The 20627-nt window shown below is 60.3% G+C and carries 18 protein-coding genes; 9 read left to right on the top strand and 9 right to left on the bottom strand.

The features are described 5' to 3' along the window. The first annotated feature begins 27 nt into the window (after positions 1-27). Entirely contained in the window at positions 28-1293 is a 1266-nt protein-coding gene (locus tag A6U86_RS20045; RefSeq protein ID WP_068394773.1) for an ABC transporter substrate-binding protein, read from the top strand. A 69-nt stretch (positions 1294-1362) separates the two neighbouring features. On the opposite strand, the gene A6U86_RS20040 is transcribed toward A6U86_RS20045, so the two are convergent. Next, the gene (locus A6U86_RS20040; protein WP_068394772.1) at positions 1363-2346 is read right to left on the bottom strand and encodes a substrate-binding domain-containing protein; all 984 of its coding nucleotides are present in this window, start codon (positions 2344-2346) and stop codon (positions 1363-1365) included. Between the two features lie 250 nt (positions 2347-2596). On the opposite strand from A6U86_RS20040, the gene A6U86_RS20035 reads away from it, so the two are divergent. Further along, positions 2597-3517, top strand: coding sequence for a 3-hydroxyacyl-CoA dehydrogenase (locus A6U86_RS20035; protein ID WP_068394727.1), 921 nt, complete (start codon positions 2597-2599; stop codon positions 3515-3517). A gap of 46 nt (positions 3518-3563) precedes the next feature. On the opposite strand, the gene A6U86_RS20030 is transcribed toward A6U86_RS20035, so the two are convergent. Beyond that, a complete protein-coding gene (locus A6U86_RS20030) occupies positions 3564-4019 on the bottom strand; it encodes a MarR family winged helix-turn-helix transcriptional regulator (protein WP_068394726.1) in 456 nt (151 codons plus the stop codon). 74 nt (positions 4020-4093) lie between these two features. Between A6U86_RS20030 and A6U86_RS20025 the strand changes: the two genes are divergently transcribed. Continuing rightward, positions 4094-5254, top strand: coding sequence for an NAD(P)/FAD-dependent oxidoreductase (locus tag A6U86_RS20025; RefSeq protein ID WP_068394725.1), 1161 nt, complete (start codon positions 4094-4096; stop codon positions 5252-5254). Positions 5255-5318: 64 nt separating this feature from the next. Here the strand turns inward: A6U86_RS20025 and A6U86_RS20020 are convergent, their stop codons facing one another. Further along, a complete protein-coding gene (locus tag A6U86_RS20020; protein ID WP_068394724.1) occupies positions 5319-6905 on the bottom strand; it encodes an aldehyde dehydrogenase (NADP(+)) in 1587 nt (528 codons plus the stop codon). A 250-nt stretch (positions 6906-7155) separates the two neighbouring features. Here A6U86_RS20020 and A6U86_RS20015 point away from each other — a divergent pair, with 250 nt between their 5' ends. Next, positions 7156-8670, top strand: coding sequence for a mechanosensitive ion channel family protein (locus A6U86_RS20015; RefSeq protein ID WP_068394723.1), 1515 nt, complete (start codon positions 7156-7158; stop codon positions 8668-8670). Between the two features lie 4 nt (positions 8671-8674). Here A6U86_RS20015 and A6U86_RS20010 read toward each other — a convergent pair whose 3' ends face one another. After that, positions 8675-9286, bottom strand: coding sequence for an NAD(P)H-dependent oxidoreductase (locus A6U86_RS20010; RefSeq protein WP_068394722.1), 612 nt, complete (start codon positions 9284-9286; stop codon positions 8675-8677). 79 nt (positions 9287-9365) lie between these two features. On the opposite strand from A6U86_RS20010, the gene A6U86_RS20005 reads away from it, so the two are divergent. Beyond that, positions 9366-9983 carry a TetR/AcrR family transcriptional regulator gene (locus A6U86_RS20005; protein WP_068394721.1) on the top strand — a complete coding sequence of 206 codons (618 nt, stop codon included), beginning with the start codon at positions 9366-9368 and terminating at the stop codon, positions 9981-9983. Positions 9984-10025: 42 nt separating this feature from the next. Here the strand turns inward: A6U86_RS20005 and A6U86_RS20000 are convergent, their stop codons facing one another. After that, positions 10026-11507, bottom strand: coding sequence for a S10 family peptidase (locus tag A6U86_RS20000; protein ID WP_244510026.1), 1482 nt, complete (start codon positions 11505-11507; stop codon positions 10026-10028). A 264-nt stretch (positions 11508-11771) separates the two neighbouring features. Here A6U86_RS20000 and A6U86_RS19995 point away from each other — a divergent pair, with 264 nt between their 5' ends. Beyond that, positions 11772-12506 (top strand): dienelactone hydrolase family protein, encoded by a 735-nt coding sequence (locus tag A6U86_RS19995; protein WP_068394719.1) that lies wholly within the window; start codon positions 11772-11774, stop codon positions 12504-12506. 158 nt (positions 12507-12664) lie between these two features. Here A6U86_RS19995 and A6U86_RS19990 read toward each other — a convergent pair whose 3' ends face one another. The 3 genes from A6U86_RS19990 to A6U86_RS19980 all read right to left on the bottom strand — a co-directional run bounded on the left by A6U86_RS19990 (position 12665) and on the right by A6U86_RS19980 (position 15762). Beyond that, positions 12665-13867 (bottom strand): Hint domain-containing protein, encoded by a 1203-nt coding sequence (locus tag A6U86_RS19990; protein ID WP_068394718.1) that lies wholly within the window; start codon positions 13865-13867, stop codon positions 12665-12667. A gap of 578 nt (positions 13868-14445) precedes the next feature. Further along, complete coding sequence (locus tag A6U86_RS19985; RefSeq protein WP_244510021.1) at positions 14446-15132, bottom strand: cysteine hydrolase family protein; 687 nt, start codon at positions 15130-15132, stop codon at positions 14446-14448. A 147-nt stretch (positions 15133-15279) separates the two neighbouring features. Continuing rightward, entirely contained in the window at positions 15280-15762 is a 483-nt protein-coding gene (locus A6U86_RS19980; RefSeq protein ID WP_083196916.1) for a MarR family transcriptional regulator, read from the bottom strand. Between the two features lie 71 nt (positions 15763-15833). Here A6U86_RS19980 and A6U86_RS19975 point away from each other — a divergent pair, with 71 nt between their 5' ends. After that, positions 15834-16697 carry a haloalkane dehalogenase gene (locus tag A6U86_RS19975; protein ID WP_068394716.1) on the top strand — a complete coding sequence of 288 codons (864 nt, stop codon included), beginning with the start codon at positions 15834-15836 and terminating at the stop codon, positions 16695-16697. Positions 16698-16843: 146 nt separating this feature from the next. Next, positions 16844-17734: an amino acid ABC transporter substrate-binding protein gene (locus A6U86_RS19970; protein ID WP_068394715.1), complete on the top strand. Its 891-nt coding sequence runs from the start codon at positions 16844-16846 to the stop codon at positions 17732-17734. Positions 17735-17750: 16 nt separating this feature from the next. Here A6U86_RS19970 and A6U86_RS19965 read toward each other — a convergent pair whose 3' ends face one another. Continuing rightward, positions 17751-17936 carry a hypothetical protein gene (locus A6U86_RS19965; RefSeq protein ID WP_068394714.1) on the bottom strand — a complete coding sequence of 62 codons (186 nt, stop codon included), beginning with the start codon at positions 17934-17936 and terminating at the stop codon, positions 17751-17753. On the opposite strand from A6U86_RS19965, the gene A6U86_RS19960 reads away from it, so the two are divergent. Next, positions 17936-20497: an FAD-dependent oxidoreductase gene (locus A6U86_RS19960; RefSeq protein WP_068394713.1), complete on the top strand. Its 2562-nt coding sequence runs from the start codon at positions 17936-17938 to the stop codon at positions 20495-20497. The genes A6U86_RS19965 and A6U86_RS19960 overlap by 1 nt on opposite strands. Positions 20498-20627 lie beyond the last annotated feature (130 nt).

Here is a 20627-nt window from a genome sequence, read left to right as displayed (position 1 = left end):
ATCATGCTCGAAAACGGAGAACGAGCGATGAAGCATATCACCCAGATTCTCGCCGCCGCGGCCATTTCGATGGTCGTGTCGGTCCCGGCCTACGCCGAGACGACCTTGACGGTTCACTATCCCATGCCCGGTTTCTTCAAGAACGTGATGGACACGATCTCGAAGAAGTTCATGGAAGAAAACCCCGATATCAAGATCCAGTTCGCAGCTCCCTCGGCCACCTATGAGGAAGGCATCCAGACCATCCTTCGCCAGGCCGGCACCAGCGAGATGCCCGATGTCACCTTCATCGGCCTCAACCGCCTGCGCATGATGGACGAGCGCAATGTCGCCGTCGATCTCGGACCGCTCGTCCAGAAAGACGGCAACATGGCCGAACAGGGCTTCTCCGACACGATCCTGAAGCTCGCTCAGGTCAAGGGCAAGCAGGTCGGCCTCGCTTTCGCGACCTCGAACCCGATCATGTATTACAATGCCGATCTGGTGAAGGCGGCCGGCGGCGACCCGAACAACCCGCCGAAGACCTGGGATGAAGTCATCGCACTCGCCGGCAAGATCAAGGCGCTCGGCAACGGCGTCGACGGTATGGACTTCCGTTGGCAGGGTGACGACTGGATGTTCTCCGCCCTTCTCTTCGGCGCCGGCGGCAAGATGCTGAGCGACGACGAAAGCAAGGTCGCCTTCAATGGTCCCGAGGGCCAGAAGGCTGTCGAGCTGATCCAGCGCTTTGTCAAGGAAGGCGGCATGCCGGTCTTCACCAAGGCTGCCGGCGAACAGGCTTTCGCAGCCGGCAAGGTCGGCTTCGAATTCCAGACGACTGGTGCTCTGGTCAACACGATCAAGAATGTCGGCACCAAGTTCGACCTGCGCACCGCCAAGATCCCGCTGATCGATCCGGTCAACGGCCGCCTGCCCACCGGCGGTAACGCCGTCGTCATCCTGACGCATGACCAAGCCAAGGAAGCAGCCGCCTGGAAGTTCGCCAAGTTCGCCGCCGGCCCCTATGGCGCGTCCGTCGTCGTTCCCGGCACCGGCTACGTTCCGAACAACGAGCTTGCTGCCAAGTCTGCCGACTATCTCGGCGACTTCTACAAGAAGAACCCGCTGTTCCAGGCCGGCCTCAGCCAGATGTCGGTGATGATCCCCTGGTATGCCTTCCCGGGCGCCAACGGCGTCAGGGTCACGCAGACCATCGTTGACAACCTGTCGCGCATCGTCGACGGCTCGGCCGAGCCGAAGGAAGCGCTCGACGACGCCGCTGCCGACGTAGCAGGCATGCTGCCGCGCAGCTGATTGCAGGATCCGGTTTGAAATCTGCGCCGCCTCTCCTTGAGAGGCGGCGTTTTCATGCGCGCAGATCCGTCAGGATTGAATGGAGAGATCGCGCACGGTGCCGCCCGGCCGCAATCGATAAGGCAAGGTCAAATGGCGCGGCGGCGCTGCATTCTCCGCCATATCAAGCAATAGCGAGGCGGCAGCGCCCCCCATCGTCCCGTCCGGTATCTCCACCGTCGTCAATGAAACCTCGGTCAGCAGTCCGAGGGAGATTCCATCGAAACCGGCGACCGAGATATCGCGCGGGATCGAAAGGCCCTGACGCCGCAGAGCGCCCATCACCCCGAGCGCGAGAAGATCGTTGGACCCGATGATCGCCGTCGGGGAAAGACGCGCGATGGCATCCGAGAGATCAAGCTGATCCAGGCTGCTGATGAAGGAAATTTCCAGGGCTTCGAGAGGCTGCTGGCCTGCAGCCTCCATCGCCTTGAGATAACCGAGATAGCGAAGCTTCGCCCGATCCGACGCAGCGAAATGGCCCGAGATGAACAGGATGCGCCGGTGCCCCCTCAAGAGGAGATGATCGGTCAGATCCCGGCCCGCGCCGAAATTGTCGGTCGCGACGGCGGCCGTAAACCGCGTGGTCGGCAGATTGCCGAGCAGCACGGTCGGCGGCAGGGCGGATGAGAGAGCCAGGCTGCGTTCGGGGTCGCAAACCGTGAGAATGAGGCCGGTCGGCTGCTGCTGGAGCAACGATGCGACGGCATCGGCCTCCTGCGCCGGATCGTAATTCGACTGCGCGATCAGCACGCTGTGACCAGCATGAAGAGCCCTGTTCTGGATGCTGGAGAGCGACGCTGCAAAGACAGGATTGGTGATGCTGGGAATGAGCACGCCGATCGCCGGTCGGCCATTACCGTTGCGGTAGCCGACCCGATAGCCGAGTTCTGCCGCTGCCCGGCGCACGCGCCGCACCATTTCGTCGCTGACCGGCCCGTTGCGATTGAGCACTCGGCTCGCGGTTGCGACCGAGCAGCCAGCACGAAAAGCGACCTGCTGGAGCGTCGACACGATATCAAGCACCTCCGGCTTCGGATTTTGGCTCTGACTGGCACAGCCATTGGGAATGACGCGGATTTATATCAAACGGGTGACAGTTATTTGACGGAGCGCCGCTCTCACCGCGACATCTGCGCGCTTGACTTTGCTGCAGCGCAGCAGATGTTCGTCGGGATCGCAACAGCGAATGAAGCTGTCATCAACCGATGCCATGATTGCCGCGCTGTGATCCGCAGATCCGACCCTTTGAAAGGATGCTCTCATGTCTGAAGCAGAAGCACGGACGCCTGCCAATTCCACCGACAAGACCGAAAGACTGTTCTTCCTCGATATCAACGACGGACGAATTCTCTCCTCCGCCATCGATGGCACCGACCTAAAGCTGGTCATCCAGCGCCCGGGCCGCAGCCCGGACGGCATTCTCGTCGACAGCGAGAACGGCTGGATCTACTGGACAGAAATGGGCACTGATTACAACGCCCATGACGGCTCGATCGAACGCATGGACCTCGATGGCAGCAACCATGTCACGCTGATCCCGCCGGGCAGCACGCTGGTGACACCGAAGCAGATCCAGATCGATCACGACAACGGCACGCTCTACTGGTGCGACCGCGAGGGCATGCGCGTCATGCGCGCCAATATCGACGGCTCCGACATCGAAACCCTGGTGCAGAACGGCGACAGCCCCAAAGATAGCGCCGATATCGAGCGCTGGTGCGTCGGCATCGCGCTGGACCTGCCGCTCGGGCAGATCTACTGGACGCAAAAGGGACCGCCTGACGCCGGCCTCGGCCGCATCCTCCGCGCCAGCATCGATATTCCCGAAGGCGAGACGGCAACGAGACGCAGCGATATCGAAACGCTGCTGGACAAATTGCCGGAGCCGATCGACATTGAGCTCGATCTCGCCACCCGCACCATTTACTGGACCGACCGCGGCAATCTTCCGCGCGGTAATACCGTCAACCGCGCCAGCATGGATGACCTCGCGGCCACCTCCGAGGTCGTCCTCGAAGGTCTGGACGAAGGCATCGGCCTGTCGCTCGACCTGCCGAACAATCGCATGTTCTTCACCGATATCGGCGGCAATCTCTATTCGGCTGATCTCGATGGTTCGGGCGAGCGCGAACTTCTGCACCATGCCGGCTCCTTCACCGGCATCGTCTACGCGGAAATCTGATCAACCGACGACACCAAGGCGACCGTAGGCACGCAAAAGAGCGTGCCTACGGTGCATCCTCTTCCGCAATCATCCGCTCCAGGTTCCGGTTGAGCCGCCGCATCAGTTGGAGCAGCGTCTGAACCTCATCCTCGCTGAACCCCGCCAGAACTCTCTCCCGTCCCTCGTCCAGCGCGTCGCGGGCAGCGGGAAGTCTCGCCAGAGCCGCCTCGGTCAAGGACACGAGGCTGCTGCGCCCGTCTGCGGGGTCGGGCGTGCGGCGGATCAGCCCATCCCGCTCCATGCGCGCCAGCATCTGCGCCATCGACGGCTGCTCGATCTTGGCAAATTTCGCCAATTCCTTCTGCGACATCTGCGCTCCATTGCGCAGCAGGTAGAGCACCGGCAGCTGGCCGATATTGAAGCCCAGCGCCTTCACCCGGCGCTCGCCCAGCCGCGCAAGGCTGCGCGACGCCATGTTGATGAGCGGAGCCGGATTCTCGAACAAGTCCCAATCGGTCATATTTTCGTCACTTGAATAGGTGCCTATATTAATCTACATAGGTACCTATCTACAGAAAGAAGAGAATTTTGTCCATGACATCTCAACCCCGCATCGCCATCATCGGAGCAGGACCCGGCGGCCTGACACTCGCCCGCATTCTTCATCGCGGCGGACTGACGGTCACCGTCTTCGAACACGAGGAACACGCACTTGCCCGGCCGCAGGGCGGAACGCTCGACCTCCATACAGAGTCCGGCCAGCTGGCGCTGCGCCAAGCCGGGCTCTACGAAGAATTCCTGCAGATCGCCCGCTACGAAGATCAGGGAAGCCGGCTCTACGACAAGGACGGCACCCTGCTGTTTGCCGATGACGACGCCGATGAGTCCGACAGGCCGGAAGTGGACCGCACGGCGCTGCGCCAGATCCTGCTCGCCTCTCTTCCGGCAGACATCATTCGCTGGAACCACGGCCTGCGCGACGTGCGCCCTCGCGACGACGGCACCTACGACCTAGTCTTCGAAAACGAAACGGCCGGCCCCTTCGACCTCGTCGTCGGCGCCGACGGCAGCTGGTCCAAGGTAAGGCCGCTGGTCTCGCACTATCGCCCACAATATAGCGGCATCAGCTTCATCGAATTCGGCATCGACGACGTCGACGCCAGCCATCCCAATCTGGCAGCCCTTATCGGCCGCGGCAAGATCGGTATCGAGGCTGACGGACGCGGTATGATCGTGCAGCGCAACGGCAATTCCCATATCAGAGGCTACGCGATTTTCCGCGTACCGGCCGATTGGGCCGACAAGGCCTTCGATTTCGCCGCCCCGGCAACGGCCCGCACGCAATTGGCCGCGGAATTCAAGGGTTGGGCGCCGAACATCGTCGCCCTCATCCATGCGAGCAATGACCATATCGTTTCCAGGCCGATCTATGCGCTGCCGGTCGGGCATCGCTGGAACAATCGCACCGGGATAACCCTCCTCGGCGACGCCGCGCATGTGATGTCGCCCTTCGGCGGCGAAGGCGTGAATGCGGCGATGCTGGATGCTGCAGAGCTCGGCCGGCAGCTTCTTGAAAGCGATGATTGGAAGAGCGCCGTCCAGGCCTATGAGATCGAGATGTTCGAACGCGTCATCGAACCGGCCGAACATGCGGCCGAGGCCGTCGCCACCGAGCTTTCCCATCTCGGTGCGGAACTGTCGCTCCAGCATTACAGGGCGCATCTCGAAGCCCGCCAGCAAGGCGCTGCGGCATAGCCTCAATAAAAAAGCGGGCCGATACGGCCCGCTTTGGTTTGTCTCATGGAGATAGAAATTATCTTCAGCTGCCCTTGCGCACGCCATCAAGCAGATGCGGCAACGTCTTGACGCCATCGTCGCGAAGCTCAGCCGGCAGCAGACCTTCGGGCAGATCCTGATAGGAGACCGGGCGCAGGAAGCGACGGATGGCGAGCGTGCCGACCGAGGTCGTGCGGCTGTCCGATGTCGCCGGGAACGGCCCGCCATGCACCATGGCATGGGAGACTTCCACGCCGGTCGGCCAGCCGTTGGCGAGGATGCGCCCGGCCTTGCGTTCCAGCACCGGCAGCAGCTTGGCGGCAGTAGCATGGTCGCCGGCCTCGATCTGCAGCGTGGCAGTCAATTGGCCCTCAAGCTTTTCAGCAACCGCGATCATCTGATCGATATCCTTGCAGCGCACCAGCAGGCTCGCCGCGCCGAACACTTCATGTCCCAGGCGCTCGTCTGCCAGGAACTGCTCGACGTCAGTCTCGAAGAAGATGCCGGGGCTGCGGTTGACGCCCTCTGGCGGCGCACCATGCGCAACCGTCTTGACTGCTTCATGATCCGCAAGAGCGGCAACGCCCTTGTCGAAGGCGGCGTGGATGCCCGGCGTCAGCATCGGCGCCGGCGCGCGTCCGGTGAGCGCATTGCTGGCGGACTGGACGAACCGATCAAGGTCCGGACCATCGATGGCAAAGACCAGACCGGGATTGGTGCAGAATTGGCCGGCACCGAGTGTCAGGGAATCGATGAAGCCCGTTCCGATGGCCTCTGCCCGCGCTGCAAGTGCGGCCGGAAACAGGAAGACGGGATTGACGCTGCTCATCTCGGCATAGACAGGGATCGGCTCCGGCCGTGCGGCCGCAATGGCGCCAAGCGCCAGACCACCACCACGCGAGCCGGTGAAGCCGACGGCCTTGATACGCGGATCGCGCACCAGCGCCGCACCGGTTTCATTGGCGCCGGTCAGCAGCGAGAACGTGCCTTCAGGCAGGCCGCAAGCCGCAACGGCGGCGCGGATAGCGCGTCCGACCAACTCACCCGTGCCCGGATGGGCAAGGTGACCCTTGACGACGACCGGGCAGCCGGCCGCAAGCGCGGATGCGGTGTCACCACCGGCAACGGAGAAGGCGAGCGGGAAGTTGCTCGCGCCGAAGACGGCGACAGGTCCGAGCGGAATCTGGCGCAGGCGCAGGTCAGGCCGCGGCAGCGGCTTGCGCTCCGGCAACGCCGGATCGACACGCAAATCCAGCCATTCGCCGGAACGAACCACCTGCGCAAACAGCCGGAGCTGGCCGACGGTGCGGCCGCGCTCGCCCTGTAGGCGCGCCACCGGCAGGCCGGTCTCTTCCGTTGCCCGCTCGATCAGTGCATCGCCGATTTCGATGATGTTGTCAGCGATCTTTTCGAGAAATGCCGCGCGCTGCTCCGTGCTGGTGGCGCGATAGACATCAAAAGCCTGGGCGGCCAGTTCGCAGGCCCGTGCGACCTCTGCCTCGCTGGCGATAGCAAAAGCCGGCTCCAGATTGGCGCCGGTTGCCGGGTTGATGGCACGCGCGGTTTTGTTGTCACCGGTGGATTCTGCGCCGATCAGCAAATCGCCGCTAATCTCGAAAGACTGTGTCATGGATATTCCTTGATGAGATCGAAGCACCGAAAGGTGCGCTCGCAAAAGCAGATAGCAGGATGGGATGACAGATGTAAGATGATAATCGTCATCTAATTATCAAGGCTATTTCCATAAGATTGTGGTGTCAGCGGCCTTTGGGCGCAGCCGCGTTACGAAGGAAGTCAGCGAATTCATCCCCATATGGCGTTGTGGTCTCTTTCGTGCCAATTTAACAGCCATCCGAAAGACCGAGTGCGGCCAAGTCCCCATGCTCCTTGCACTTCTCGATAACCCGATCGCCCAGTTCTGCGTGCTGGTGGTTATCGGCACATTCGTCAGCCGCATCATGCTACGCCATCAGCGCGCCGGTCGTTTGATCGGGCAAGTCGTCTTTTTCGTCAGCCTCACGGTGCTTCTGCTCTATCACGGCATCGTCCCCTATGAGCCAAGCCCGCCGCAGGATTCGGTGACGTTGCGCAGCTTCACGGGGTTCGCCAAGATCATCTGGTGGATCAATGGCGCCTGGGTGCTGATCGCCTGCGTGCGCCTGTTCCTGATTTTCGAGCGCAAGCCCCGCGAGGGCCGGCTCGTGCAGGATCTGATCGTCGGCATCATCTATCTCGGTGCGATCCTTTCCATCGTCGGCGATGTCTTCAGCGTTCCGGTCGGCACGCTGATCGCCACCTCCGGCGTTTTCGCCATCATCCTTGGTCTGGCACTGCAGAGCACATTGAGCGATGTCTTCTCAGGCATCGCGCTCAATCTCGGGCGGCCCTATTCGGTCGGCGACTGGATCGTCCTTGAAAACGATATTCAGGGCCGCGTCGTGGAAACCAACTGGCGGGCCACGCAGCTCTTGAACGGAACCAACGATCTGGTGGTGATCCCGAACAGCGTGCTTGCCAAGACGCGGCTCACCAATCTGTCCTCTCCCGACGAGAGCCACGGCGCCACAGTCACCGTCCGCATCCAGCCGACCACCCAGCCGAGGATCGTCGCCGACTTGATGCAGAATGTATTGATCAGCTGCAACACGATCCAGAAGACCCCCGAGCCCAGCGTCGCCATCAATTCCGTCGACGGACAGGCAATCGAATTGCAGCTGTCCTTCCGCGTGCGGGATATATCGCTGATAACGGCCGCAAAGAACGAGATCTACGATCTCCTCTACCGCCATTCCAAGGCAGCAGGCCTGAAGCTCGCCGGCCCGCCCGGTACGATCGCGCTTCCGATGGAGCAGAAAGCGGACACACCCGGCGAGCAGCAACACGCTCCCGGAACGCCATGGCGGCTGGTCAGCAACATCCCGCTCTTCTCCTCGTTGACAGAGGACGAGAAGGAACACCTGGCATCGCGCATGCAGCGCCATACCTATCGCAAGGACGCAGTCATCGCCGAACAGGATGCAAAGCTTCGCGCGTTGACGATCGTGCGCTCGGGCGTCGTCAGCATCACCCGCCACGAGGGACATCGTCAGATCGAGCTGACGCGCCTGGCGCCTGGCGATTACTTCGGTGAAAACGGGCTGTTGATGGGGACAGGCGAAGTCGGGACGGTCCGCGCCCTGACCTTCGTCGTCACCTACGAGATCGGTGAGGACTGCCTGGCGCCGCTGCTGCATGACAGGCCGGCGCTTGCCGAGGAACTGGGCGCCATCATGGCCAAGCGCATCGAGGACGAGAAGCATCTTTTCGCCAACGCCGATCTGCTGGTCCATGGTGGGCCTGTCAGTTCGCTGAGTTCACGCATCAAGCATCTTTTCCAGCTGCAGCAGCACGACTAGGGCACTAGGCCGCATCTGCTGTCTTACCGCGCGAAGCAGCGGCAAACAGATTTTGCCCGATTGCGCGGGCGGTATCGAGATGAGACGCCGCATCCCGCTCTTCCGTCAGCAGCAGCTCGGACGTCGCAACGGATGCGCCGCAATAGCCGAAAATCCCATGGTCGATCTGCGTCTTCATGGCGCCGAAATAGCCATGGCGCGCGTAGGTGCGCATGGTGGCCCCACCGATGGCGACCAGATGGACACGAAGGTGCCCCAGCTTTTTGATCGACTTGTCACCCGGCATCTCGTCATAAGCCCAGCCATTGGTGAACACCCGATCGATCCATCCCTTGAGAAGCCCCGGCATCGACCACCAATAGACGGGATAGACGAGCACCAGCGCATCGGCGCGGTCAATCCTCGCCTGTTCGGCAGCGACATCGGCAGGCGCCGGCGCCTGCCTGAGATGAAGGGCAATATCGGCAGCACTGAACCTCGGATCGAACGCTTCAGCGGTAAGGTCGGCGATCTCGAATGTGTCGCCCGAACAGATCACACCCTCGGCGACATGCGCCGCGACGCTATGGCTGAGCGACTTCGGATCCGGATGCGCGACAACGATAAGTGCATGCATGTGAAAAACTCCTATGAGCCAATTGCAGAAGGCTACTTAGCCTTATATACTTTTGGTAAGTTACTTTTGGTATATAGCGATGTCAACCACGGAAGACAAAAATCACACGGCCGGTTCACGGCCGCGCAGCCGCCTGTCGCGCGAGGATCGGTATCGACAGCTCATCGAGGTCGCGTGGCGGATCGTGGGGGAAGAGGGCACGGAAGCTCTGACGCTGGGAAGGCTTTCCGAGCGGGCCGGCGTGACGAAGCCTGTCGTCTATGACCACTTTGCCACCCGTCCCGGCCTGCTGGCAGCGCTCTACCGAGAGTTCGACGAGCGCCAGAATTCGGTGATGGATGGAGCGCTTCAGGCGAGTGCTTTAGACCTGATCGACAAGGCAACGGTCATCGCGACCTCCTATGTCGATTGCGTGCTGCTGCAGGGCCGCGAGATACCCGGCATCATTGCCGCGCTCGCAGGCTCGCCGGAACTCGAAGCGATCAAGCGCGAATATGAGACGGCATTCATCGAGAAGTGCCGGGCCACACTCGCGCCCTTCGCCAGCACGCGCTCCATCGCGACAGCCGGCCTTTGGGCGATGCTGGGTGCGGCCGAATCCTTGTCCTATGCCGCCAGCAAGGGGGACATTACCCCACAGCAGGCAAAGGATGAACTCTTCGAGACCATCAAGGGGATGGTCGCGAGAAATGCATGAAGCGCAGTCCCGCAGCGCGGCTGCGCCAGTGCCTGAGCCCGGCTAGTTCGACTTAACCGCCGGCTGAGCCTGAGGCTGCGAGGCGAAGAACGCCTTGGCATCCCCGGTGAACTGTTCGCGCGAGGCCGGCCGGGTGTAGAACATGTGGCCGCCACGGTAGAGTTTCAGCGCCACCCGATCGGCGAGGGACGGTGGCATGTGGTCGAGCACATATTTGTTGACACCAAAGGGAATGACGACATCGCTATAGCCCTGACCGATCATGAGACGGAAGGATGGCGACAGTGACAAAAGTTCCTTCAGATCGTCGGTGACGCCGGCGCTGAGACGCGAGCCGCCATTGTTCCGCCCGCCCCATTTCCATTGTCTGTTCACCGATGACGAGAGCAGCGTGTAGGTCATGTCGGTATGGAAGCCAAGCTCATCGCGCGCATAGCTCGAAAACGCACCGCCATAGGCACGGACGAAACCATCGAGGATCGGGTCGCCGCCGTGTTCGGACTCCGACTCGGGATAGGGGTCTGGCGCCAGAAAGGATGCATCATAGGCGCTCGCCACCTTGCCGCCGCTACCATCGGACTGTTTCCGATAGACGCCGCCGAGAAAGCCCTGGTTCCTGGCAACGACCTCCTCCGGGATGCCGGTCAGCTTTGCCACTCGACCATAGAAGGCCCGGCCGGCATCGCCTGAAGGCGGCGGGCCGGCCAAGGCAGGTAGATATTCGTTGAGGGCGAAAGCTTGGGTATCCCGAACCGCCTTGTCGCTAAACGCATTTTGCCGCTCCAGTTCCGCCGCGGCCAGTGAAGGCAGCTTCAGGGCTGCGCCGAGCGCATCGTCGCTACCACCGAAGACATAGCGACCCTCGAGCAAGGGCGAGAGCATGACGATGCCCGAGATCAGGATGCCTTGATCCTCGCGCAGGCTGTTGGCGACCTTGACCGAGCGAAATCCGCCATAGCTTTCGCCGAGAATATACTTCGGCGACACGGCGCGGCCATTGTGGCTGACGTAAAGCGCGATCGCCTTGGAAAGGCTTTCGGCATCGCTGTCCACCGCATAGAAATCATTCTGGTCATCCGGCTTCACCGTCCGGCTCCAGCCCGTGCCGATCGGATCGATCAGGACTAGATCGGTGAAATCGAGCCAGCTTTGCGGATTGTCCACCAGCTTTGCATTGGCGCCATCGCGGCCATCGGGACCAAAATCGACGATGCGCGGGCCGACGAGGCCGAGATTGAGGAAAGCCGACGCAGCACCCGGCCCGCCATTGAAGATGAAGGTGACAGGTCGGCCGGCATCGCGATTCTTCGCCACATAGGCGGTATAGAAGATCGCCGCGCTGCGCTGGCCATCCTGCCCGAAAAGATCGAGTGTGCCGGCCGTCGCCGTATAGGCAATGCTCTTGCCACCGGCATTCAAGACATGATCACTCACCGCATCGGGCGGCAGCAGCGACAGCACACCATCGCTACCCGGCACAGCATGTTGCTGCTCGGGAGGCGCGGCAAAGGCCGGCGTCGACATCAGCGAAAGTGCCAATAGAAGGCCGGGAACCGTCTGGCGAAAAGACATCAAGGCATATCCTCCAAAGGTCCGGCTCATAGCCGTCATTGCCGGCGATACTATGTCACGGCAGACGGACACGGAAACTCAAGAGATGTTGATCGGCGATCCGCCAGTCGCATCACTTTCAGCAAAGGCTGCTATTGAGCACCTGCCGGCCATTTGCCAAGGTGGCGGCTGCGCGGGGAAGATAATCAGACAACAAGCATCGCAAGGGATACGACGATGAAACAGGACATCGACATCAAGACGACCGACGGCGTTGTCAAGGCCGCACTCTTCCGCCCCGATAACGGAGCTACGGCCGAGCATGGCGTGATCTTCTACATGGATGCCATGGGTCCACGCGATTCACTTTACGGCATGGCGCAACGGCTAGCCGATGCCGGCCATATCGTGCTGCTTCCGGATCTGTTCTACCGGTTCGGCGCCTATGGTCCCTTCGATGGCAGTGCCTTCGGCAACCCGACATCTCGTGAAGCCATTATGACGATGCTGCGTGGCACGACGCAGGAAATGACCAAAGCCGATAGCGCCGCCTTCCTTGATGCTCTGTCGGCTGCCGGCGCCAAGGGTGCGGTCGGCGCGGTCGGATATTGCATGGGCGGCGGCCGCGCTCTGACTGCGGCTGCTGCCTATCCCGACCGTATCGCCGCGGCCGCCAGCTTCCATGGCGGCAATCTCGCCAGCGACGCGGAAGACAGCCCGCATCGCCTTGCAGCCGATATCAAGGCACGCGTCTATGTCGGCGTCGCCGGTATCGACAACAGCTTTCCGCCGGAACAATCAGCCCGCCTTGCCGAAGCACTTCGCACCGGCGGCGTCGACCACATCGTCGAAAACTATGTCGGCATGGCGCACGGATGGACCGTGCCCGACCACCATGGCGTTTACGACGAAACCGGTGCCGAAAGGCACTGGAAGCGGCTGTTGAACCTGTTCGACGAAGCTTTCGTTTAGGTAGTTCACAGCGACATCCCGCCGTGACGACGAAAGCGGGAGATCTCCTTTGATTGACTGCCCGGCAGCCCGCTGAAGCGGAAGGCTGGATCTGACGCAACTCCGTTCACGTCAGATCCAGCGGGCAGTCGAGGTCATTGACCTGATGCTGCAGCAGACTAAGAGGCTTTTGCATCTTCGATGACATAGCCCAGCTGCTCCGCACGCACTTCGAGAGCGTGTTGAACCTTTTCAAGAACAGCACCGGCGTAGACCGGCGGGAAGCACCAATCATCCCAAGTTCGCGTTGCCTCCGCGCCAAATGCGCCGAAGCGCAAAACGCCGGGTTCCAGAAAGGAAAGCCGGTCACCAAGATCGAGGTAGGTTTCCGTCTGGGCACCTTCCGCCAGGACGATGCTGTGTTGCGCCAATTCGATATGGTAATATTCGAACCGATCAAGCATCGTTTCCTGCGTGATGGTGGTTCCATTGATCAGGAATTTCGTCGGGATCAGCGCCTGCTCGAAGAACATGCAATGATCCGGAGAAATCAGAAGATCGCGCTCGGGAACGTTCTCTGCAATCGAATCCGCCTTTATACGAATCGGCAAGGTATCATGCGGCTTGTCGATCCCCTTCGGATCGATCATGCGGCGGCCAATCCATATGATTTCCGATGCGCCCCTGTGGGTGGCTACCAGGTCACCGACCCGAAGTTCTTCAACAGGCATATCCCCGTCCGGTGTCCGTATGCGGGTGCCTCGCAGGAAGCAACTCGTAAAGGTTAGTGTTTCCGTGTTGGTATCATAGCTATAGGTGGCACCTTCAGGAATTATGAATGTATAGGTATTGGCGATAGTAGAGAAGATCAGCTTATTGCCCACCTGCTCAAATCCAGTCGCACCGTCGAGTTCAATCCTGTCGCCAAGGTGGATGTTGACAATTTGCATCGGCGCCAAGACTGGAGTTGAACCAATAAAATCGCTATCGCCTTTAAGAATGAAGCAGCCACTACCGTCGGAGGAGCCGAAATCTATAGTCGCCCCGCTCACGTAGAGGTAGCTCAATGGCTGATACTGATCCACACTGATGGTTCCACCCTTGCCGATCTCGTAAGTAAAAGCAGGGTGTAGGCCGATCATTTCGACGGGCCAGACATTGCTTAGCTCCAGATATCCGGGCTCACTGCCCGTCGAGAATGTCGTATGAAAAGTAAGACCGCTTATGAAAATACCGACGAAGCTATTGATGACCACATGTCCACCTCCTGAAATCTCGAAGGTGGCATTGTTAGCGAGCACAACCTGACAGTCTTCTGAAACAACATCTTCTCCAGGAACGTATGTTACGGTATTCGGGAGCAGTTCAACGACCCCAGGCATGTGACATCCTTTTCATTCTTGAGCAGATGCGTTTCTTTCTGAAGTGATGATGACCGGCGCTTGGCTCCCCGTGAATACAGCCAAATCTACCGTTTCTTGCTGCACATATTACCTTCCCCTGCGTTAGCATCTCAATCCGAGCACTAAACCGGCCTTGGTTTTGCGACACCGAGATCAACGCTTGCAAGCAAGCGCAATCCCAGTTGATTTGCTCGCGGCCTAAAGCTGGAGACGGTGTGGAATACAGACATCAAGCCGAAAAACGCCATGCAAGCTAATCTTCGAACGACTATAAAACTCTCTTCTATGGTCGAACGAACAACCTCGGTTCGAATAATCGAGCCTAGTTGTTTCTAGCGACTTGGAGCAGATTCACGATATTCATAATGCCACAATTTTAAATTGTTTCAAGCGACGGGAAAATTCGCCTAGCTTATTTATGATCGGTAGAGCCCCGACCAGGGTACGGCCGGCACAATTTTATGGCAGTCCATAGTACGCGCGGCGCAAACGAAACAGCGTTCATTGAGAGCGACGGGTGTCTGCAGATCAAACAAGAAGACAAGCCACTCGAGAGATCAGAACTTGATCTTGTCGACGCTGGTCAGCGTCGTCTTCTGCGAGACACCGGGCGCATTGACCATGTGCCAGGCCACATATTGCTCGGCATAGGGCTCGGTGGACGACATGCCGTCGACGGGCAGAATGATGTTCATGCCGTTCAAGGCTGCGTCCGTCGCCGTATCGAGAACGGCGCCTTCCGAGGCCGTGCCTGTCACGATGACGGTCTTGATGCCCTTGTCGGCCAGGATGCTGCGCAGATTGGTGCCGATGAACTTGTCGGGACCAGATTTTACGACCGGCTCGCTCGCCAGCGGGGCCAGGACCGTTGCGATATCCTGCGCCTCGCCGGCGCCACCCAGGCTGAAAACCACGAGTACATCTTTGGCACGCGCCTGATCGAGCAAGATTTTGACCTTCGGCAGGGAGGCCAGGCAACGCGGCTTGGTTTTCTCGTTGCACGGCCCCTTGGTCGGGTCCTGCGCGCCATTAAAATCGAGCACCAGCAAGGCGGTCGTCTTCAGATCGACCGTGACCGGTTTCAGCTGCGGCGGTGCCGGTGGCTTCACCTTGGCCCAGTCGTCGATGATCGTCTGCGCCGCCGCCGGTGATGTCAGTGCGGGGCTGTTGGTTACGCCAAGTACTGCAAAAACCGCACCGAGCACAAAGCCTGCTTTCCGCATCCTGACATTTGTCGTTCGCATCAAGTTTCTCTCCTGCATCAGCGTTCCCATGGATTGACGATGGTGCAAAACAGATAGGCCAGAAACCGCGACAGGGTAACGAAACTCTTCGTGATATCGGGGCCGCACTAGATACAGCAGCAGCCCTGGACGGCTCAAAGATGTGGTTTAGCCGCCTGCCCTGTCCACTGGCTCGCCGGCATCTCCGTCGCCCCCGCGCAGCTTATCAAGCAGACCTTGTAAAGCCTGCCTGATCGCCTCGATCTCTTCCGATCCGGCCATGTTGGACCAGCGCCGGTCCACCAGCCGGCCGGCTGCCATCGCGACCGGCCGCACACCGTTGCCGCGCTCGGTCAGGAAAACCAGCCGCGCACGCCGGTCGCTCGGATCGGGCCGGCGCTCGACATAACCCAGGCGCTCAAGCTCCTCCACCGCCTGCGTCATCGTCTGCTTGCGCACGTGAGCAAGCCGCGTCAGTTCGCTCACCTGGATTCCCTCCGGACGCGCGAAGGTGAAGACATTGGAATGCGACGGCCGGATATCGGCAAAGCCGGCCTCTTCCAAGGCAGCATCGACATCCTGAGCGTAATGCTGGTGAACCAGCCGCAACAGCAGGCCAAGCGACAGCTGGGCCGGAGCATCATTTTCCATATAGACAGGTACCTGACCATTATGATAATAGACAGGCACCTTACCATTTCTTTTCAGGAGAGGATACCCACATGCCCAAGGTCAACGTGCTGGATTCGACAATTTTCTACGAAGATGCGGGAACTGGAGCGCCCTTCGTGTTCCTGCATGGCAATCCCACCTCGTCGCACATATGGCGAAATGTCTCCCCTCACATTGCCAAGTCAGCTCGCCGCCTTGCGCCGGATCTCATCGGCATGGGCCGCTCGGGCAAGCCCGATATCGCCTATAGTTTTGCAGATCATGCCCGCTATCTCGATGCCTGGTTCGATGCGCTGGCGCTCGACGATGTCGTGCTGGTCGGCCATGACTGGGGCGGAGCCCTCGCCTTCGACTGGGCGGCCCGCCACCCCGAACGCGTGCGTGGCATCGCCTTTTTGGAAGCGATCGTTCGGCCGATGACCTGGGACGACTTTCCGGGTGCACGCCCTCGCTTTGAGGCGCTCCGGTCACCCGGTATCGGTGAAACCAAGGTGCTGGACGAAAATTTCTTCATCGAGCAGGCGCTGAAGCTCACCGTACTCAATGGCCTTAGCGAAGAGGATCATGCCGTCTACGCAGCCCCCTATCCGACGCGTGAAAGCCGCCGACCACTACTTGCCTGGCCGCGCTCGATGCCGATCGAAGGCGAACCGGCCGATGTGATCGAGCGCATCGAAGCTTACGACGCCTGGCTCGCGAAAAGCACTGAAGTTCCCAAGCTTCTCCTGACCTTCGACGGCCCGGCCGAAACATTGTTGATCGGAGAGACGCTGACGGCCTGGTGCCGGGCGAATATAGCCAATCTGGAGGTCCAGAATTGCGGACCTGCCCGGCACAACGCACCGGAAGATCAGCCGGAGGCCATCGCCGCTGCGATTTCCGGCTGGGCGGATCGTCATTCGCTATCAAGGTAAGCACACAGTCTTTCTAGCGGGAAGTCTCCGCCACCTTTGCTCGATAGCAAAGTGCCAAAGACAAACCGCCGTTGACAAAAACCTGCCAGCCCATAATCTGCGCCTAAGCCTTTGCGATCGCCCATTTTTCTTTCGGAGATCAGGATATGCCGGCGAATTGCATGCGACGATTGGTTCTGGCAGGCATTGTTCTCGGCATATCCGCCTATACGGCTGCAGCCGCGCAGACGCTCGACCTCATCGCGCAAAAAGGCACGATCCGGATCGGCTATATCAGCGACGAGGCTCCCTTCTCCTTCAAGAAGAAAGATGGCAACCCGACGGGCTATGCCATCGATCTCTGCGGGAAAATAGCCGATGCCGTGGGAGCCAAGGTCGCCAATCTGAAGCGCGATTATATCGAAACCACCCTCGCTGATGGCTTCGATGCGGTGAAAAGCGGCCAGGTCGACCTTCTCTGTGGCGCCCTCACCATCAATCTCGGCCGGCGCCAGAACGTCGATTTTTCCCAGCCGATCTTCCTGACCGGCGCGAGTGCCCTGTTGCGCAAGGATTCGCCCGACTATCTGAAAGTGCTTTTCCTCGACAAGATGCCGACGCAGGTTTCCGCCAGGCAGGCGCCCGCGACGAACACGATCGGCGTTCGCGCCGACACGACGACGGGTGCGACGCTGCGCGAAGCACTCGGCCCCGATATACCGAAAACACGAATCGCGGAATTCGCCACGCATCAGGACGGCCTGACCGCGCTCGAAGACCATAAGATCGACGCCTATTTTGCCGACCGCGCGCTGCTTTTCGATCTGGCAACCCATGCCCACAAGCCGGCTGCGCTTGTGATAGGCAACCGTCTCTTCACGCATGAGCCCTATGGCATCGCTCTCCGGAAGGATGATTCCGCTTTCCGCCTGCTGGTCGATCAGACCCTGACCGAAACATTCCAATCGGATGATTTCAGCAAATTGCTCACAAGCTATTTTGGTGAAGAAGGCCCACTCTTGCGTCGCGAGATCATGATGCAATCCATTCCGCAATAGGGCAGCCGATACGGGCCTAAAAGCGTGCCATCGCCTTTGCGACATCCTCGCCCCATGCCCAAGATGGCAAAATCCCGCGCTTCTCAAGCTGGACGGTCTGGTGGTCGTCGTGCAAGCATCTTGAATATGTCGTAGACAGGCTCTGGTCGCCGCCGCGCACATCATAAAATCCGCTTTCAGTATCAATCAGGGTCGCACGCAATGGCAGTATTTCCTCAAAAGGCGAAGGTCGTCATCATCGGGCTCGGCGGTATCGTCGGCGCATCGATCGCTCATCATCTGATCGAGCGCGGCTGGGATGATATTGTCGGCATCGACAAATCAGGCATCCCGACGGATATCGGCTCGACGGCGCACGCCTCCGACTTCTGCTACACGACCAGCCATGATTTCCTCTCCTGCTGGACGACCCTCTACTCCATCGATTTCTACGATAAGCTCGGTCATTACGCCCGCGTCGGCGGCCTGGAAGTCGCCCGTGTCGGCGACGACGACCGCATGGCGGAAATCAAGCGCAAGGTGACTTCGGGCAAGGCCTTCGGCACGCGCGTGAGCCTGGTCGACGCCGCCGAGATCAAGGAAAAATTCCCGCTGATCGAGGAAAGCATGGTGCAGGGCGGCATGTGGGACCCGGATGCCGGCCTTGTCATCCCCCGCTCGCAGACCGTTGCCGGCAAGCTGATCGACCAGGGCGAAAAGAGCGGCAAGCTGCAATCCTTCGCCAACACGCCGGCCCAGTCGCTCATCGTCAAGAACGGCCGCATCACCGGTGTCGTCACCCATCGCGGCACGATCGAGGCGGAATATGTCATCGTCTGCGCCGGACTCTGGGGCCGCCTGATCGCCGAAATGGTTGGCGAAGACCTGCCGGTCATGCCAGTCGACCACCCGCTGACCTTCTTCGGCCCCTATAACGAGTTTGCCAACACCGGCAAGGAAATCGGTTTCCCGCTGATGCGCGACCAGGGCAACTCCGCCTATATGCGCGACACCGGCGACCCGAAGACTGCCGAAGGCGGCCAGATCGAATGGGGTTACTACGAAGAGAAGAACCCGCGCCTCTGCCATCCGCGCGATCTCCTTGAAAAGCATGAGGCCCGCCTTTCGCCTTCGCAGCGCGATCTCGACATGGAGCAGATCATCGAGCCGCTCGAGCGCGCCATGGAACTGACGCCGATCCTCGGCGAACTCGGCTACAATGAAGGCCATTCCTTCAACGGCCTCCTACAGGTCACCACCGATGGCGGTCCGTCCGTCGGCGAAAGCCAGAAGGTTCGCGGTCTCTGGTATTGCGTCGCCATCTGGGTGAAGGACGGCCCCGGCTTCGGCAAGCTCGTCGCCGACTGGATGACCGATGGCCGCACACCCATCGACCACAACAGGATCGATTATTCCCGTTTCTACCCGCATATGCTGGAAGAGAAGTTCATCGAAGGCCGCTGCACCGAGGCAGCCCAGAAGATCTACAATCCCGCCGTCCATCCGCGCGAACCCTATGCCACCGGCCGCAACATCCGCCGCTCGCCCTTCTATGAGCGCGAAAAGGAGCTTGGCGGCTACTTCATGGAGCTCGGCGGCTGGGAGCGCGCGCATGGTTATGCCGCCAACGAGCACCTTCTGGAGAAATACGGCGACCGCATCCCGGTGCGCGCAAACGAATGGGACAACCGCCATTTCTGGCGCGTTTCCAATGCCGAGCACCTGGCGTTAAGCGAAGATTGCGGCATCATCAACCTCTCGCATTTCGCCATGTATGACATCGAGGGTCCTGATCATGTCGCGCTGCTGGAATGGCTCTGCGCGGCGAAAATCGGCGGCGATGCCAATATCGGCAAGGGTATCTACACCCACTTCCTCGACGACGAAGGCATGGTGCGCGCCGACTTCACCGTCATCCGCATGGCCGATCGCTGCCGCCTGATCGACGGCGCCGATGCCGGCCCGCGCGATTTCCACTACATGCGCCGCGTTGCCGAAGACAAGGGCTTCGACGTCACCATCACCGACGTCACCGAACGCTATGTGACGATCGGTATCTGGGGACCGAATGCCCGCGCGAACCTGCAGAAAGTGGTCGAAAACCCGGAAAACCTCTCACACGAGAACTTCCCCTTCGCCGCGATCAAGCAGATCCGCATCGCCGGCAAGAACGTCACCGCATTCCGCATTTCCTATGTCGGTGAACAGGGCTGGGAATTGCACATGGCCTATGGCGACGCGTTGGCAGTCTGGGACGCACTGCGTTCAACCGGCGCCATCGCCGTCGGCGTAGAGACCTATGCCAATAGCCGCCGCATGGAAAAGAGCCTGCGCCTGCAGAATGCCGACCTGCTGACGGAATATAACTTGCTCGAAGCAGATTTGGCCCGCCCGAAGGTCAAGGATGCCGATTTCCGCGGCAAGGCCAAGCATCTCGAATATCGCGCTCGCGAGCATCAGCCGGCCATGCTATGCACGCTTATCTTGACTGATAATATCGACTCCAATGGCGTCGCCCGCTACCCCGTCGGCATCCTGCCGGTCATGGACCCGGAAACCGGCGAGACCCTGGTCGACGAGCTCGGCCGCCGCTCCTTCACCACCTCGATCGCCTACGGCCCGACCATCGGCAAGAACATCGCGCTTGCCTACCTCCCCTGGTCCCATGCCCAGGAAGGCCGCAAGCTGAAGGTGGAATATTTCGGCGAGACCTATCCGGTCGAAGTTGCCGGCGTTGGCTACAAGCCGCTCTATGATGCCGAAAATCTGAAGCCACGCAGTTGATCGCCTGCTCTTCAAGACCAAAGTCCGTTGGCTGCCCGTTTGGTTTCCAGGCGGGCAGTTTGCTTTTTGAGTTGGGGAGTTTGGACGTTATCGGTCACCGCCTTGGGCGTAGACACGTCCGCAGCCTTTT

The sequence above is a fragment of the Rhizobium sp. AC27/96 genome, from assembly GCF_001692325.1.
Lineage (GTDB): Bacteria > Pseudomonadota > Alphaproteobacteria > Rhizobiales > Rhizobiaceae > Rhizobium.
This window is presented reverse-complemented; position numbering and strand designations above follow the sequence as displayed.

Bases quoted from the DNA above. Each gene is read 5' to 3' on its own strand.
- A6U86_RS19995 (WP_068394719.1), top strand. From the start codon at position 11,772: ATGAAACAGGACATCGACATCAAGACGACCGACGGCGTTGTCAAGGCC.
- A6U86_RS19980 (WP_083196916.1), bottom strand. From the start codon at position 15,762: ATGGAAAATGATGCTCCGGCCCAGCTGTCGCTTGGCCTGCTGTTGCGG.
- A6U86_RS20000 (WP_244510026.1), bottom strand. From the start codon at position 11,507: ATGTCGACGCCGGCCTTTGCCGCGCCTCCCGAGCAGCAACATGCTGTG.
- A6U86_RS20030 (WP_068394726.1), bottom strand. From the start codon at position 4,019: ATGACCGATTGGGACTTGTTCGAGAATCCGGCTCCGCTCATCAACATG.
- A6U86_RS20005 (WP_068394721.1), top strand. From the start codon at position 9,366: ATGTCAACCACGGAAGACAAAAATCACACGGCCGGTTCACGGCCGCGC.
- A6U86_RS20020 (WP_068394724.1), bottom strand. From the start codon at position 6,905: ATGACACAGTCTTTCGAGATTAGCGGCGATTTGCTGATCGGCGCAGAA.
- A6U86_RS20010 (WP_068394722.1), bottom strand. From the start codon at position 9,286: ATGCATGCACTTATCGTTGTCGCGCATCCGGATCCGAAGTCGCTCAGC.
- A6U86_RS19990 (WP_068394718.1), bottom strand. From the start codon at position 13,867: ATGCCTGGGGTCGTTGAACTGCTCCCGAATACCGTAACATACGTTCCT.
- A6U86_RS19975 (WP_068394716.1), top strand. From the start codon at position 15,834: ATGCCCAAGGTCAACGTGCTGGATTCGACAATTTTCTACGAAGATGCG.
- A6U86_RS19960 (WP_068394713.1), top strand. From the start codon at position 17,936: ATGGCAGTATTTCCTCAAAAGGCGAAGGTCGTCATCATCGGGCTCGGC.
- A6U86_RS19970 (WP_068394715.1), top strand. From the start codon at position 16,844: ATGCCGGCGAATTGCATGCGACGATTGGTTCTGGCAGGCATTGTTCTC.
- A6U86_RS19985 (WP_244510021.1), bottom strand. From the start codon at position 15,132: ATGCGAACGACAAATGTCAGGATGCGGAAAGCAGGCTTTGTGCTCGGT.
- A6U86_RS20025 (WP_068394725.1), top strand. From the start codon at position 4,094: ATGACATCTCAACCCCGCATCGCCATCATCGGAGCAGGACCCGGCGGC.
- A6U86_RS20045 (WP_068394773.1), top strand. From the start codon at position 28: ATGAAGCATATCACCCAGATTCTCGCCGCCGCGGCCATTTCGATGGTC.
- A6U86_RS20035 (WP_068394727.1), top strand. From the start codon at position 2,597: ATGTCTGAAGCAGAAGCACGGACGCCTGCCAATTCCACCGACAAGACC.
- A6U86_RS20015 (WP_068394723.1), top strand. From the start codon at position 7,156: ATGCTCCTTGCACTTCTCGATAACCCGATCGCCCAGTTCTGCGTGCTG.